The 15986-nt window shown below is 75.5% G+C and carries 11 protein-coding genes; 8 read left to right on the forward strand and 3 right to left on the reverse strand.

Going from position 1 to position 15986, the window contains the following annotated elements:
• Positions 1-2 precede the first annotated feature (2 nt).
• The gene (locus tag OG335_RS29695) at positions 3-674 is read left to right on the forward strand and encodes a response regulator (RefSeq protein WP_405014204.1); all 672 of its coding nucleotides are present in this window, start codon (positions 3-5) and stop codon (positions 672-674) included.
• Positions 675-705: 31 nt separating this feature from the next.
• Here the strand turns inward: OG335_RS29695 and OG335_RS29700 are convergent, their stop codons facing one another.
• The gene (locus OG335_RS29700) at positions 706-1344 is read right to left on the reverse strand and encodes a GNAT family N-acetyltransferase (RefSeq protein ID WP_405014205.1); all 639 of its coding nucleotides are present in this window, start codon (positions 1342-1344) and stop codon (positions 706-708) included.
• 247 nt (positions 1345-1591) lie between these two features.
• On the opposite strand from OG335_RS29700, the gene OG335_RS29705 reads away from it, so the two are divergent.
• The 7 genes from OG335_RS29705 to OG335_RS29735 all read left to right on the forward strand — a co-directional run bounded on the left by OG335_RS29705 (position 1592) and on the right by OG335_RS29735 (position 12511).
• A complete protein-coding gene (locus tag OG335_RS29705) occupies positions 1592-1870 on the forward strand; it encodes an SHOCT domain-containing protein (protein ID WP_405014206.1) in 279 nt (92 codons plus the stop codon).
• Positions 1867-2682 (forward strand): ABC transporter ATP-binding protein, encoded by an 816-nt coding sequence (locus tag OG335_RS29710; RefSeq protein ID WP_405014207.1) that lies wholly within the window; start codon positions 1867-1869, stop codon positions 2680-2682. The genes OG335_RS29705 and OG335_RS29710 overlap by 4 nt, the downstream gene beginning before the upstream one ends.
• A complete protein-coding gene (locus tag OG335_RS29715) occupies positions 2679-5243 on the forward strand; it encodes an ABC transporter permease (protein WP_405014208.1) in 2565 nt (854 codons plus the stop codon). Before OG335_RS29710 ends, OG335_RS29715 begins: the two co-directional genes overlap by 4 nt.
• A gap of 424 nt (positions 5244-5667) precedes the next feature.
• The gene (locus OG335_RS29720) at positions 5668-6774 is read left to right on the forward strand and encodes a PLP-dependent cysteine synthase family protein (RefSeq protein WP_405014209.1); all 1107 of its coding nucleotides are present in this window, start codon (positions 5668-5670) and stop codon (positions 6772-6774) included.
• 67 nt (positions 6775-6841) lie between these two features.
• Entirely contained in the window at positions 6842-7336 is a 495-nt protein-coding gene (locus OG335_RS29725; RefSeq protein ID WP_405014210.1) for a GNAT family N-acetyltransferase, read from the forward strand.
• Between the two features lie 762 nt (positions 7337-8098).
• On the forward strand, positions 8099-9217 hold the full coding sequence (locus tag OG335_RS29730; RefSeq protein ID WP_405014211.1) for an endo-1,4-beta-xylanase: 1119 nt from the start codon (positions 8099-8101) through the stop codon (positions 9215-9217).
• Positions 9218-9310: 93 nt separating this feature from the next.
• The gene (locus OG335_RS29735) at positions 9311-12511 is read left to right on the forward strand and encodes a glycosyl hydrolase 115 family protein (protein WP_405014212.1); all 3201 of its coding nucleotides are present in this window, start codon (positions 9311-9313) and stop codon (positions 12509-12511) included.
• Positions 12512-12610: 99 nt separating this feature from the next.
• Here OG335_RS29735 and OG335_RS29740 read toward each other — a convergent pair whose 3' ends face one another.
• Positions 12611-13417: a DeoR/GlpR family DNA-binding transcription regulator gene (locus OG335_RS29740; RefSeq protein WP_405014213.1), complete on the reverse strand. Its 807-nt coding sequence runs from the start codon at positions 13415-13417 to the stop codon at positions 12611-12613.
• A 67-nt stretch (positions 13418-13484) separates the two neighbouring features.
• On the reverse strand, positions 13485-15926 hold the full coding sequence (locus OG335_RS29745) for a right-handed parallel beta-helix repeat-containing protein (protein WP_405014214.1): 2442 nt from the start codon (positions 15924-15926) through the stop codon (positions 13485-13487).
• Positions 15927-15986 lie beyond the last annotated feature (60 nt).

Genomic DNA, 15986 nt, shown 5'->3' on the forward strand with positions numbered 1-15986 from the left:
ACGTGATCCGGGTGGTGCTGGCGGACGACCAGGCGCTCGTACGGGCGGGCTTCCGGGCGCTGCTCGACGCCCAGCCCGACATCGAGGTCGTCGGCGAAGCGGGCGACGGCGGGCAGGCCGTCGAACTCGCCGGGGAACTCCGCCCCGACGTCGTCCTGATGGACATCCGGATGCCCCGGCTCGACGGCCTGCAGGCGACCGCCCGGATCGGCGCCGACCCCGGCCTCGACGGCGTGCGCGTGGTCGTGCTGACCACCTTCGAGCTCGACGAGTACGTCTTCGAGGCGCTGCGCGCGGGCGCGGCGGGCTTCCTCGTGAAGGACACCGAACCCGCCGAACTCGTGCGGGCCGTCCGGGTCGTCGCGGCCGGCGACGCCCTGCTCTCCCCGGGCGTGACCCGCCGCCTCATCGGGGAGTTCGCCGCCCGCTCGAAGGCCCCGCGGCCCGGTGCCCCCGGACCGCTCGACGCCCTCACCGACCGCGAGCGCGAGGTGCTGGCCCTCGTCGGCCTCGGCCTGACCAACGAGGACATCGCCCGCCGGCTGGTCGTCAGCCCGCTCACCGCCAAGACCCACGTCAGCCGGGCGATGGTGAAGCTCGGCGCCCGCGACCGCGCCCAGCTCGTCGTCACCGCCTACGAGTCCGGCCTCGTCCGGCCGGGCTGGCTGGGGTAGGCCGCGGCACCGGAAGGGAGCGGACGGGAGGTCACACGTCCCACGCCCGCGGCCGGTCCTGGGCCTCCCACTCGGGGCGCAGCAGGCCGAGCACGGCGATGTCGTGGCGCCGTCCGCGGTGCATGCACGCCTCCCGCCGGACACCCTCCCGCGTGAAGCCCGCCGCGGCGAGCGTGCCGAGGGCGGCGGCGTTGGTGGTGTGGGTGTTCGCCTCCAGCCGGTGCAAGGGGAGTTCACCGAAGGCGAGGTCGGTCAGGGTGCGCAGCGCGTCCACGGCCAGCCCGCGGCGGCGGTGCTCGGGGGCGAGCATCAGCTCCAGCTCGGCGGATCCGTCGGCGAAGTCCTGCTCGAAGACCGCGCAGTGGCCCACCGGGGTGCCGTCGGGCAGCAGGATCAGGAAGTCGTCACGGTCGTTGTTGTCGACGTCCCGTTCGACCCGGGCGCGCAGCGCGGAGAGCGGGCGCGGCCAGATGCCGATCTCGTGCACGGCCGTCGCGTCGGAACGCCACCCGTGCAGGAGTTCGGCATCGTCGACGTCCAGCGGCGCGAGGGCGACGAGCCGGCCGTGCAGGGCGGTCGGACGGCCCGTCCCGGTGCCGTGGGTGCCGTGGGTGCCGTGGATGTCGTCGGTGTCGTCGGTGTCGGACTCCGCGGCTGCGGCGGTGGTCATGGGTGGCTCCCGTTCGTCGGTCGGTCCGAGCTCGATCCGTGCGGATGCTACGAGTACGCCGCCGCCGCGGCCAGCGGATTTCGCACGGCGGCCGCGCGGTCCGGGCCCGCCGGGAGCGGTTCACCCCGCCGGCCGTACTGCGCCGGGAGTAGCCGCGGAGCCGCTGCCCGGAGGACGCGCCGCACGGGGACGCCGCGGGAGGCTCGGAGCATTCCGAGACACCCCCGCACCCGAGGAGTTGGACGACATGGACGTCCTGTTGGCACACGCCGACGGCCGGTGGGCCGGCCCCGGCCCGTGGATCCTGCTGGTCCCGCTGTTCTGGGCGGCCGTCGTGCTGCTGGTCGTGCTCGTGCTGCGCCGCACGGCCTGGCGCCGCGGCGGCTGCGGACGCGGCACCGGCCCGCTCGCCACCCTCGGCGACCGGTACGCCCGCGGCGAGATCGACGCCGACGAGTACCGCGCGAAGCGGACCGTCCTCACCGAGCGGCCCGACCGCGCCGACCCGTCCGGCGGTGCGGTGTGAGCACCGTCGTCGACCTGCACGCGGCGGCGCGCGTCGCCGACGCCGTCAAGGTGTACGGCACCGGGGAGACGCGGGTGCGGGCCCTGGACCACGTCACGGTGGAGTTCCCGGCCGGTCGCCTCACCGCGATCATGGGCCCGTCGGGCTCGGGCAAGTCCACCCTGATGCACTGCGCCGCCGGCCTGGACACCCTCACCGCCGGCAGCGCGTACATCGGCGGCACCGAGCTCGGCACGCTCGACGACCGCCGCCTCACCGAACTGCGCCGCGCCCGGATCGGCTTCGTCTTCCAGGCGTTCAACCTGGTGCCCACCCTCACCGTGCGGGAGAACATCACCCTGCCGCTCGACCTGGCCGGCACCGCACCCGACCGCGCGTGGGTGGACGCGCTGATCGACGTGGTCGGCCTCGGCGACCGGCTGCGCCACCGCCCCTCCGAACTCTCCGGCGGTCAGCAGCAACGCGTCGCCGTCGCCCGCGCACTCGCCGGGCGCCCGCGGGTGGTGTTCGCCGACGAGCCGACCGGCAACCTCGACTCGCGGTCCGGCGCCGAGGTGCTCGGCCTGCTGCGGCAGGCCGTCGACACCATGGGCCAGGCCGTGGTGATGGTCACGCACGACCCCACCGCCGCCGGGTACGCCGACGAGGCGCTGTTCCTCGCCGACGGCCGGCTCGTCGACCGCATGCGCGCGCCGACCGCCGACCGGGTGCTCGACCGGATGAAGGCCCTCGACGGCGCCGCCGCCCGCCCCGACACCGCAGGTCGCCGGGACACCACCGGCCGCCCCGACACCGTCGGCGGTGCGTCGTGAACACCGCTCTGCGGATCGGCCTGCGCTCCGCCCGCGCCCACCGCCGCCGCCTGGCCGGCACCGTGCTGGCCGTGCTGCTCGGCGTCGCCTTCCTGACCGGCACGATGGTGCTGGGCGACACCCTGCGGGCCAACTTCGACACCCTCTTCGCCGACGCGAACGCCGGCACCGGCGCCGTGGTGCGCAGCGCCGACGTGCTGCCCGCCGAGAACATCCCCGGCGGCGTCCGGGCGCCGGTCGACGCGGCCCTCGCCGACCGGCTGCGCACCGTGCCAGGGGTGAGCGCCGCGGAGCCCTCGGTGCAGGGCGCCGGACAACTCGTCGGCCACGACGGGCAACCGGTCGGCGGCAAGGGCCCGCCGACCCTGGCCGGCAACTGGCTGGCCGACGCCACCCTCAACCCGTACCGGCTGGTGGAGGGCCGGGCGCCCGCCGCGTCCGGCGAGGCGGTCGTCAACCGGGGCGCGGCGAAGGCGGGCGGCCTGCACCTCGGCGACACGACGGTGCTGCGCACCCCCGACCCGGTGCGGATCACGGTCGTCGGCATCGCGACGTTCGGTGCGGACGCCGACGGCATGGGCCCGTCCACCTTCACCGCCCTCACGCTCGCCGACGCGGAGCGCCACCTCACGCCGAAGGGCGCGGGGCAGGCATCCGCGATCAGGCTGCGCTCGGACACCCTGACGCAGGCGCAGCTGGTGGCCCGGGTGGCGCCGCTGCTGCCGGACGGCGTCGAGGCGCTGACCGGGCAGGCGGCGACCGCCGAGTCGACCGCGGACGTCTCGGGACGGTTCCTCACGATGTTCACCACGCTGCTGCTGGTGTTCGCCGGGATCGCGCTGCTGGTCGCGACGTTCACGATCCACAACACCTTCGCCATCGTCGTCGCCCAGCGCACCCGGGAGAACGCCCTGCTGCGGGCGCTCGGTGCGAGCCGCCGCCAGGTGCTCGGCGGCACCCTCGCCGAGGCGGCCGTGGTGGCGGTGCTCGCCTCCGCGGCCGGACTGCTCGGCGGGCTCGGCGTGGCGGCGGGTCTGAAGGCGCTGTTCGCCGGGCTCGGCTTCGCACTGCCGGCGGGCGGCATGGTGGTGGCCGCCGGGTCGGTGATGCTGCCGCTCGCGGTGGGCGTCGTGGTCACGCTCGGGTCGGCGCTGGTGCCGGCCGTCCGGGCGGGCCGGACGGCACCGCTCGCGGCGCTGCGCGAGAGCGCGGTGGACGGTGCGGCGACCGGCCGGGCGGGCGCCGTCCGCGTCGTGCCGGGCGGTGTGCTGCTCGCGGGCGGGGTCGCGGCGGCGGCCGTCGGAGCCACCGGCGGGCCGTCGGTCGTGCTGACGGCGGCGGGGGCGGTGGCGGCGTTCGCGGGCACGGTGGTGCTCGGTCCGGTCGCGGCGGTGCCGGCCGTCCGGTTGCTCGGTGCGCCGGTCGCGCGGCTGCGCGGGGTCAGCGGGGTGCTGGCCCGGCGGAACGCGGCCCGCAACCCGTCGCGGACGGCGGCGACCGCGACCGCCCTGATGACGGGCGTGGCCGTGGTGACGCTCTTCACCGTCTTCGGCGCCTCGATCCGCGCGACGCTGGACGACACCGTCGACCGCTCGTTCGCGGGTGATCTCGCGGTGACGGCCCCGTCGTTCGGCGCGGGCGGCAGCGGGGTCAGCCCGCAGCTCGCCGCCGCGCTCCGGCAGCTGCCGGAGGTCGGGCAGGCCGTCGGGCTGGGCCGCGGCGTCGCCCGGATCGACGGGCGCGGTCGCGAACCGGCCGTCACCGACCCGGGCCGGCTCGCAGGCGTGGTCGACCTCGGCCGGGTCGACGGCGACCTGGCCGCGCTCGGCACGGACGGCCTGGCGGTCTCCCGCACCGAGGCCGCGGCCCGCGGCTGGCGGGTGGGGACGGTCGTGCCGGTGGCGTTCACCGACGGCACGGCCCGCTTCACGGTGCGCGCGCTGTTCGAGGGCGGCGGCGTCGCCGGCGACTACCTGATGACGCGTGAGGCGTGGGCGCCGCACCGCGCGCAGGACAGCGACGGGATGGTCGCGGTCGCCCTGCGGCCCGGGGTGGGCCTCGCGGAGGGCCGGGCGGCGGTCGAGCGGGTCGCCGCGGAGTTCGGCGGCCCGCAGGTGCAGGACCGCGACGCGTACGCGGCGAGCGCCGCCGGGGGCGTCGACGTCATGCTGTCGGTGGTGTACGCGCTGCTGGCGCTGGCGGTGCTGATCGCGCTGCTCGGCATCGCCAACACGCTGACGCTGGCCGTGCACGAGCGCACCCGGGAGCTCGGCCTGCTGCGGGCCGTCGGGCAGACGCGGGGGGCGCTGCGGGCGATGGTCCGCTGGGAGTCGGTGCTGGTGGCGGCGTTCGGCACGGTCGGCGGCCTGGGCCTGGGGGCGTTCCTGGGCTGGGCGCTGGTGCGGGCCTCGGACGCGGCGGGCACCGGCTCGTTCGCCCTGCCGCCGGGCCGCCTCGCGGTGGTGCTGCTGGCCGGGCTGGTCGCGGGGGCGGTCGCGGGGCTGCGCCCGGCCGGGCGTGCGGCGCGGCTGGACGTGCTGCGGGCGATCGCGGCCGACTGACCCCCGCCCCGCCCCGCCCCGCCCCGCTCCGCCCCGCGGCGAGGCGGTGGCGGAGGGCGCGGGCGGGGTGTCGGTGGGGCGCGGACGGGTCGTGGGGCCCTCGCCCGGCACCCGCGCCGACCTGGCCTCCGGCACCCGCGCCGACCTGGCCTCCGGCACCCGCGCCGACCTGGCCTCCGGCACCCGCGCCGACCTGGCCTCCGGCACCCGCGCCGACCTGGCCTCCGGCACCCGCGCCGGCCTGCCAGCCGGCACCCGCGCCGGCCTGCCAGCCGGCACCCCGCCGATAAGGGTTCACTGGAGATGCGGTAACAGTCACTTATCGTAGTTGCCTGTTACACTCGGTGGAGGTGGTGCCGCAGGGACACGGGTGCCCCGTCCGACCCAGGGTGCCGGAGCGGCACCCGCCCGAGGGAGGCTCGTGATGGCCCTGCACACCGTGGACGTGGACCGGTCCGACGCCGCCTACCGGGCCTGGCTCAAGGAGGCCGTCCGCCGAGTCCAGGCGGACGCCAACCGCTCCGCCGACACCCACCTGCTGCGCTTCCCCCTCCCCGAGGAGTGGGGCATCGACCTCTACCTCAAGGACGAGTCGACCCACCCCACCGGCAGCCTCAAGCACCGCCTCGCCCGCTCGCTCTTCCTCTACGGCCTGTGCAACGGCTGGATCAGACCCGGCAAGCCGGTCATCGAGGCGTCCAGTGGCTCCACCGCCGTCTCGGAGGCGTACTTCGCCAAGCTGATCGGCGTGCCGTTCATCGCGGTGATGGCCCGCACGACCAGCCCCGCGAAGATCGAGCTGATCGAGTTCCACGGCGGCCGATGTCACCTCGTCGACGACCCCTGCGAGGTCTACGAGGTCTCCGCGCGGCTCGCCGAGGAGACCGGCGGCCACTACATGGACCAGTTCACCTACGCCGAGCGCGCCACCGACTGGCGCGGCAACAACAACATCGCCGAGTCGGTCTTCGCCCAGCTCCGCCTGGAGCCCCACCCCGAACCGGCCTGGATCGTCGCCACCGCCGGCACCGGCGGCACCTCGGCCACCATCGCCCGCTACGTGCACTACATGCAGTACGACACCCGGATCTGCGTCGCCGACCCGGAGAACTCCTGCTTCTTCGACGGCTGGATCGACCACGACCCGGACGCCGTCTGCACCACCGGCTCGCGCATCGAGGGCATCGGCCGGCCCCGCATGGAGCCCAGCTTCGTGCCCGGCGCCGTCGACCGGATGATGCGGGTGCCCGACGCCGCCTCGATCGCCGCCGTCCGCGTGCTGGAACGCGTTCTCGGACGGAAGGCAGGCGGCTCCACCGGCACCGGCCTGTGGAGCGCCCTGCGGATCGTCGCCGAGATGCGCGCCGCGGGCGGGCGGGGCAGCGTCGTCACCCTGATCTGCGATCCCGGCGACCGCTACCTCGACAAGTACTACGCCGACGGCTGGCTCGCCGCGCAGGGTCTCGACATCGCGCCGTACGTCGCCGAGCTCGACGCCTTCCTCGACGGCACCGCGATCGGCCTCCGCTGACGCCGCATCACCGGATCCCTGCGGTACGGGTGGTGGAGGCGCCGCACCGGATGGTAGGCATACGGCCATGGACGATCTTCTGACCGAACGCCTGGCCCTCCACCCGCTGACCGCGCCGGAGGCCGCCCGGATCGCCGCGGGCGATCGCACCCCCGACACCCGGTGGGCGGCCGACTACCCCGCCGACGGCGAGCGGACCGGCGCCCGGATGTTCCTCCGCGCCTGTGAGGCGGTCGGCGACCCCCAGCCCTTCGGCGGGTACGAGATACGGCTGCGCGCCGACGGCCTGGCGGTCGGCGGCATCGGCTTCCACGGCGGACCGGACGAGCACGGCACCGTCGAGGTCGGCTACGGCCTCGCCGAGTCCGCCCGCGGCCACGGGTACGCCACCGAGGCGCTGCGGGCCTTCGTCGGCCTGGCCGCCGCCCACGGCGCCGCGCTGGTGACCGCCAACACCACGCACGACAACGTGCCCTCACAGCGCGTCATGACCGCGGCCGGCATGGTCCTCGTGCGCGAGGACGACGAGCTGAAGTACTACGAGGCGCCCTCGGCCCGCTGACCACCGGCGGCCACCGCCCCTGCCGGCCGCCGCGCCTGTCGGCCACTGCCCCTGCCGGCCGCCGCGCCTGTGCACCGCTGTGCCGCGCGCCCGCAGGCGGCCGTGGCCGGTGGCGGCCGGTGGCGGCCGACGGGGCGGCCGACCACCGCGCGCTGATCGCGGTGTGTCCGTGATCGTGACGGTCCGTCGACTGCCCGGCCCGTCGACGGTTCGCACCGGCGGCCCTCCACGTGAGTCCTTCCGTGGCAGGCCTGCCGGTGCCGTGCGGGTCCCCGTGCTCCCCGTCCGAGTCCCGAGGGCGTGCGGGCGCGCCGCGGGCGGGCCGTGAGCCCCTGACCGGCTCCTGGCCCGCCCGTGGTGCCGTGCACCGCGCAGCGGTCGTCCCACCGTTCCGCCGCACCCGTGGCAGTCGTCCGGCGGCCGTTCGGCCGGCCGTCCTCGTGCCCCGGTCCCTCCTGTGCCGTTCCGGGCGCGCGTCGGTCTCCGCGTCCTGGTCCGGCCGTGCCCCGGTGCGGGGGCGGCCCGATCGTAGGACAGTCCGAGAGTTTCGGCCAGTACCTGGGCAGACATCGCCCGGACCCGTCCGATTGGTGTGGCCGGAACCGGCGCGGCGGTTGACCGGAGCGTGCGTCAACTCCGCACGGAATCTGTACGCAGGGGGATTGACCCCTTCGAAAATCTCCCCGTAGGTTGCCGTGAAACTTCCGGAACTTACTCCGAAATGTTTCGAAAAGCTCTCACCCCCACCCGAAGGGACACCTCGTGTCCGGATCGACCGTCACCACGACGCTCAAGGCCGCCCGCACCGCCCTGGCCTGTACCGCCGCAGGAGCCGTGGCCGCGACCGTCCTCGGCCTGCCCGCCGCCTCCGCCGCCCCCGAGGGCGGCGCGAACCGGTCGAAGGCACCCGCCTCCCGCACCCTCGGCGAACTCGGCGACCGCGCCGGCGTCCGGATCGGCACCGCGGTCGACATGGCCGCCCTCGCCGCCGACCAGACCTACCGCGAGAAGGCGGCCACCGAGTTCGGCTCCGTCACCCCGGAGAACGTCATGAAGTGGGAGGCCGTCGAGCCCACCCGCGGCACCTACGACTGGGCCCCCGCCGACGAGCTCGTCGCCTTCGCCCGCACCAACCACCAGCTCGTGCGCGGCCACACCCTGGTCTGGCACAGCCAGCTGCCCGCCTGGCTCACCGCCGGCGACTTCACCACCGCCCAGCTGCGCGACATCCTGCACCGCCACATCACCGACGAGGTCACCCACTTCAAGGGCCGGATCTGGCAGTGGGACGTCGTCAACGAGGCGTTCAACGACGACGGCACCATGCGCGACAGCATCTGGCTGCGGAAGCTCGGCCCCGGCTACATCGCCGACGCCTTCCGCTGGGCCCACGAGGCCGACCCGAAGGCCCGGCTCTACATCAACGACTACAACGTCGAGGGCGTCAACGCGAAGAGCACCGCCCTCTACGACCTCGTCGTCCAACTCCGGAAGCAGCACGTGCCGATCGACGGCTTCGGCGTCCAGGGCCACCTCGACGTGCAGTACCCGGCCCCGCACGACATCGCCGACAACCTCGCCCGCTTCGACGCCCTCGGGCTGGAGACCGCGATCACCGAGGCCGACGTGCGCATCACGCTGCCCGCCGACGCCACCGAGATCGAGGCCCAGGCCCAGGCGTACAGCGTGCTCCTGCAGGGCTGCCTGCTCACCGAGCACTGCACCGACTTCACCGTCTGGGGCTTCACCGACAAGTACTCGTGGGTGCCCGGCGTCTTCACGGGCCAGGGCTACGCCAACCTCCTCACCGACGACTACCGCACCAAGCCCGCGACCAACACGGTCCGCCAGGACCTCATGCTCGCCGCCCGCCGCCGCTGAGCCCCGGGCCCCGGCGGGCCGCAGGACGCGCCGCCCGCCGGGGCCCGGCACCGCACCCGCCCCACCACCCCCACCCCACGGGAGAGAACAGCCATGGACCGACCAGCCCAGCCCCGCACCGGCCGCCGCGCCGTCCTGGGGCTCGGCCTGGGCCTCACCGCCCTCGCCGCGACCCCGCTCGGCCCGCTGCTCGGGCTGACCGGCGAGGCCCACGCCGCCGACGCCGCGGCCCGCCCCGCCGGGGACGCCGCAGGCACCGGACGGCCGACCGACCCCGGCAACTGGATCTCCTTCACCCCCCGCCCCGGCGCCCTCGCCCTCGTCGAGAACGGCCGGGCCGCCCCGATCGTCGTCAGCGGCGCCGACCACCCGGGCGTCGTCCGCGCCGTCGGCGACCTCCAGGCCGACGTCGAACGCGTCACCGGCGTGCGCCCCGCCGTCGTCCGCGACACCGTGCCGCGCGGCCGCACCGCCGTCATCGTCGGCACCATCGGCCGCAGCCCGCTGATCGACGCCCTGATCGCCGCCGGCCGCCTCGACGTCACCGGCATCACCGGCCGGTGGGAGACCTCCCTGCAGACCGTCGTCGAGCGCCCGCTGCCCGGCGTCGACCGCGCCCTCGTCATCGTCGGCAGCGACCAGCGCGGCACGATCTACGGCGCCTACGACGCCTCCCGCGGCATGGGCGTCTCCCCGTGGTACTGGTGGGACGACGTGCGGCCCCGCCGCCGCGAGGCGGTGTACGCGCTGCCCGGCCGCCACAGCCAGGGCACGCCCGCCGTGAAGTACCGCGGCATCTTCATCAACGACGAGAACCCCGCCCTCGGCACCTGGGCACCCGCCTTCTTCGGCCCCGGCAAGGCCCCCGGCTTCCCCGGCGGCTTCAACGCCGACTTCTACGCCAGGGTCTTCGAGGCGATGCTGCGCCTCCGGGCCAACTACCTCTGGCCCGCCGTCTGGGGGCGCGCCTTCGCCGAGGACGACCCGCTCAACCACGCCACCGCCACCGCGTACGGCATCGTCATGGGCACCTCGCACGAGGCGCCCATGATGCGCGGCATCGAGGAGTGGAACCGGCACGCCGTGCCCGCCGTCCGCGACGGCTCCGGCGCGATCACCACCCCCGGCCACGACCCGTACGGCGGCACCGGCGAGTGGTCGTTCCGCCGCAACGCCGAAGCGGTGAAGGCGTACTGGGCCGACGGCGTGCGCCGGATGGCCGAGCAGGGCATCGAGGGCGTCGTCACCCTCGGCATGCGCGGCAACGGCGACGTCGGCCTGCCCGACGGCGACGGCATCGAGCTGATGACCGAGATCATCGCCGCCCAGCGCACGATCCTCGCCGACGTCACCGGCCGCGACGTCACCGGCATCCCGCAGGTCTGGACGCTCTACAAGGAGGTCCAGCGCTACTGGGACCGCGGGCTGCGGGTGCCCGACGACGTCACCGTCGTGCTCACCGACGACAACTGGGGCAACGTCCGCAAGCTCCCCGACCTCGCGAACGACCCGCGCGGCGGCGGCTACGGCCTCTACTACCACTTCGACTACGTCGGCCAGGGCCGCAACTACAAGTGGGTCGACACCACCCCGCTGCCCAACCTGTGGGACCAGCTCCGCCAGTCGCACGCCTACGGCAACCACGGCCTGTGGGTCGCCAACGTCGGCGACCTCAAGGGCAACGAGCTGCCCACGCAGTTCTTCCTCGACTACGCCTGGGCCCCGGACCGCTGGCCGCTGGAGAGCCTCCCCGAGTGGGAACTCGGCTACGCCCGCCAGCACTTCGGCGAGCAGCAGGCCCAGGAGATCGCCGACCTCCTCGCCGCGTACGGGCAGCTGCAGTCGGTGCGCAAGCCCGAGCTGCTCAACCGCCGGATCACCCTCGACCCGGCGAGGAACCCCGCCGACCCGGCCGCCGTCGTGTACGACGACCGGGCGACGCCGTTCAGCCTCACCGACCACCGCGAGCTCGAACGCGTCACGGCCCGCTGGCAGGAGCTGGCCGAGGACGCCGACCGCATCGGCCGCCGCCTGCCCGCCGCCGCCCAGGACGCCTGGTTCGAGCTGGTCGGCTACGAGGTCGCCGCCACCGCCAACCTCTACGCCCTGCGGGAGGCGGAGTTCACCAACCTCCACTACGCGCCGCAGGGCCGGGCCCTCACCAACGACCTCGCCGCCGCGGCCGAGGCCCGGCTCGCCGACGACCTCGCCCTCGCCGACCGCTTCAACACCGCGGTGGCGAACGGCAAGTGGCGGGGCTTCCAGACCCAGCCGCACATCGACTACGGCGACGTCGACCGGTACGGCCCCAACGCCCCCTGGCAGCAGCCGGAACGCGACAACGTCGCCATCGCCGACGTGATCTTCCCCGCCGTCACCCGGATCGAGCTGCCCGACACCGCGGAGATGGGCGTGGCCGTGGACGGCTCCGCCGCGTGGTGGCCGCACGAGCAACGGCCTGCTGTGCTGCCGGAGTTCAGCCCGTACCGGACCGGGCCCGCGCCGTACGTCGAGGTGTTCAACCGCGGCCGGCGGCCCTTCGACTACCGGATCACCACCGGCGTGCCGTGGCTCACCGCCGACCGGCCCCGCGGCCGGGTCGACGCGCAGCAGCGCGTCACCTTCTCCGTCGACTGGGCGCGGGCCCCGAAGGGCACCACCGAGCTGCCCGTCACGGTCACCGGGGCCGGCCGCACCGTCACCGTGCAGGCCGTCGTGCGCCGCCCCGCGGTGCCGCGCGGCGGGCTCGCCGGGCACGTCGAGGCGGGCGGCCACATCTCCGTCGAAGCCGCGCACCACACCGGGGCCGTCGGCCGCGACGGCATCGCCTGGCAGCGCATCCCCGGCATCGGCCGCACCGGCGACGGCATGACGCCGGTGCCCGTCACCGCGCCGCGGCAGACCCCGGGCGGCTCCTCCCCGCACCTGGAATACCGGGTCAGCCTGTTCACCCCGGGCCAGGTCAGGGTCTGGGCGTACCTGTCGCCGCGCAACGACGCCCTCCCCGGCAAGGGGCTCGCGTACGCCGTCTCCTTCGACGACGCGTCGCCGCAGACCGTGGACACGGTCGCGGTGAGCGGTTCCGACGCGGGCACGATGAACCCGCAGTGGGCCCGCCGCACCTCCGACAACGTCAGCCTGACCGCCACCACCCACACCGTCACCGGCGCGGGCGTGCACGTGCTGAGGTTCTGGATGGTCGACCCGACGGTGGTGCTGCAGAAGCTGGTGGTCGACACCGGCGGCCTGCGGCCCAGTTACCTCGGCCCGCCGGAGAGCCACCGGATCGGCTGAGTCCGGCCCCGCACGACGTCCCGCCGTCGCCCGTCGCCGCCCGCCGTCCCGGCCGGGCGGCGGCGGGCGTCAGTCGTCGCGGCCGGGTGGCGGCGGGCGTCAGTCGTCGCGGCCGGCCAGCAGGACCTCGCCGATGTACTCGCGGGCGGTCTCCGCCGCCGCGGCGGGCAGGCCGGAGTCCGTCACCCAGGTGTCGACCTCGGCGAGACCGGCGAAGGTCGACAGGCCGACGGTGCCCCACTTGGTGTGGTCGGCGACCAGCACCGTCCGCCGGGCCGAGGCGATCAGGGCCCGGTTGGTCTCCGCCTCGGCGAGGTTCGGCGTCGACAGCCCGGCCTCCGGCGAGATCCCGTGCGTGCCGAGGAACAGCACGTCGAAGCGGAGCGAGCGGATCGCCCGGTCGGCGACCGGCCCGACCAGCGCGTCGGAGGGCGAGCGCACCCCGCCGGTCAGCACGACCGTCGACGCCGGGCCGCCCGCCCGGTGCGCGGCCTCGAAGACGTCGGAGACGGGCACCGAGTTGGTGACGACGGTGAGGCGTTCGACGGCGGCGAGCTCCAGCGCCAGCGCGTACGTCGTGGTGCCGCCGGAGAGCGCGACCGCGGCGCCCGGCGCGACCAGGGCGGCCGCCACCCGGGCGATCTGCTCCTTCGCGGAGAGCTCCAGCGCCGACTTCGCCTCGAAGCCGGGCTCGTGGGTGCTGGCGGCCCCGGCGGGCACCGCCCCGCCGTGCACCTTCTCGATCGCGCCGATCCGGGCGAGCGCGTCGAGGTCGCGGCGGATCGTCATGTCGGAGACGTTCAACTGCCGGGTGAGCTCGTTGACCCGGACGCCGCCGCGCCGCCGCACCTCGTCGAGGATCAGCGCACGGCGCTGCTCGGCGAGCAGGTTGGCGTTGTCGGCCACGGGTCCTCCTCCGGTCGGGTGCGGGGCCCATCCTCGCACGCGGTCGCCCGGCCCCGGTGCCGCCGGGTCAGCCGGGCAGGTCCGCCGGGACGAGCAGTTGCAGCTCCTCCGTCGACGGGTCGTCCAGATGCGCGATCCGTACGGCGTGCCGCTCCACCATCGTCTCGAACACCTGGCGGGCGGTGCGGCCGTTTCCGAAACCCGGGCCGCGCTCCAGGGCGGCGAAGTGCACCAGCAGGGCGTCCTCGGTGGCGTCGGCGAGCGCGTACTCGTGCTCGGCGCACTGGGCCCGGGCGATCTCCAGCAGCTCGTCGGCGCTGTAGTCGGGAAAGGTGACCGTCCGTGAGAAGCGGGAGGAGAGGCCCGGGTTGGCGGCGAGGAAGCGCTCCATCTCGGCGGTGTACCCGGCGACGATGACCACCACCTCGTCGCGGTGGTCCTCCATCAGCTTCACCAGGGTGTCGATGGCCTCCCGGCCGAAGTCGCGGCCGCCGTCCTCCGGGGCGAGGGCGTACGCCTCGTCGATGAACAGCACCCCGCCGCGGGCCCGGTCGAAGGCGGCCGCGGTGCGGATCGCGGTGGAGCCGATGTGCTCGCCCACGAGGTCGACCCGGGCCACCTCGACGAGGTGGCCGCGCTGCAGCACCCCGAGCGCGGCCAGGATCTCGCCGTAGAGCCGGGCCACCGTCGTCTTGCCGGTGCCGGGGGCGCCGGTGAAGACCAGGTGGCGGCGGAGCGACGGTGCCTTGAGGCCGGCCCGGCGGCGGCGCCGGCCCACCGTGATCAGGTCGATCAGGGTGCGCACCTCCTGTTTGACGGTCGCCAGGCCGACCAGGGCGTCGAGTTCGGCGAGCGCCTCGTCGGCGGGACGGCAGTCGGGGATCGGCGCGATCGCGGTGCCCGCCGCGGCGGGGCCGGCGCTGGTGAGCCGGGCGGTGGCCGCGACGAGCTGCGGCGCCGACGGCGGGAAGGCCGCCGGGGGAGCGGCGGCGGGGACGGCCGCCGGGGGGAGCGCGGGGCGCGGCACCGGCAGCGCCGGCGGCGGCGCGACGTCGTCCGACACGCAGCCCTCGGTGACCGGCCCGGCCTCGGAGAACTCGAAGCCCGCCCGGCCGTTCTGCTCGGCCCGGCAGCGGGTCAGCACCGTGCGGCAGCCGTCGATGACGTGGAAGCCGAAGCCGCGGCCGTGCGACACCCTGCAGTCCTCGAAGCTGCCGCGGCCCTGCGCGGAGACGTACACGCCGGCGTCGCCGGCGCCGCGCACCGTGCAGTCGCGCAGGACGGGGTCGGCGCCCTTGGCGATGATCACGCCGGAGGCGACGTCGGCGATCTCGCAGCCGGTCAGGAGGCCGCCGCTGCCGTGGTCGCGGAACCACAGGCCGGTGCCGGCCTCCTGGATGCGGCAGCCCGTCAGGTCGGCGGTGGCGCCGCCGCTCACGGACACCGCGGACGACCGGATGCGGCTGAAGGAGCAGTCGACCGCGGAGGCCCGGGAGTCGCGGTCGAGCACGAAGAGGGCGTCGGGCAGGTCGTGCAGGCTGCAGTCGGTGAGGGCGATCCGGGCGCCGTCGCTGACCCAGAGCGCCGGGTAGTCGCCGCCCGCCGAGTGGATCTCGGTACCGGTGGCCTCCACCTCGGTGCCGGTATCCCACACGGAGAGCGCGCCGCGGCCGAAGCCGTGCAGGGTGCTGCGGTCGAGCCGCAGGCGGGCGCGGCCGCGCAGGTCGGCGGCGTTCTCCGGGAGTTCGTGGATCCGGCAGCCGGTGAGCGAGAGCTCGGCCCCGGTGTCGAGGGTCAGGCCGTTGCCGGTGACCCGGTGCACGGTGCAGTCGGTGAGCCGGCCGACCGCGCCGTCCTCCGCCTGCACGCCGCTGCCGCGGATCTCGTAGATCTCGCAGCCGGTGGCCTCGGCGCCGCTGCCGTGACCGGTGATCAGCAGGCCGGCGCCGCCGGTGTGGTGCACCCGGCAGCGGTCGAGGACGGCGGCGGCGCCGCCGAGCACGGCGATGCCCGCCTGGCCGGCGGCCGACACCTCGCACTCCTGGAGGCCCGCGCGGGAGCCGGCGCGCAGCCGCACGCCGAGGCCGGCCGGGTTGGCGACGGTGCAGGACCGCAGGACGGCGGAGGCGCCGTCGGCGATCTCGACGCCGACGGAGGCCTGGGTGTCGATGCGGCAGCCGGAGAGCCGGGCGCCGTCCGCGTCGACGAGCACCGCGGGCAGCGCGCGGTCGGAGCCCTCGACGACGAGGTCGTGCACGGTGGCGGCGGCCGTGAGCGTCAGCGGCACACCGGAGGGCGGGCTGATCCGTACGCTGCCCGGCCCGTCGGCGGCGAGCAGGGTGACGGGCTTGTCGACGAGGAGGTTCTCGCGGAAGGTGCCGGCCCGCACGGTCACGGTGTCGCCGGGTTCGGCGGCCTCCAGGCCCTCCCGGAGCGTCTCGTACTCCCCGGCGCGGCGGCGCCAGCGGGATCCGCTGTCCTGCGTGACCCGGACCCTGTGCTCAGCCATGCGGTCTGTGTTCCCACCTTCGTCGAGGCCCTGCGATGGTTGGCCGCCCGTCCGGTGCGG

Origin of the sequence: Kitasatospora sp. NBC_01539 (assembly GCF_045040525.1) — a bacterium.
Taxonomy (GTDB): Bacteria; Actinomycetota; Actinomycetes; order Streptomycetales; family Streptomycetaceae; genus Kitasatospora.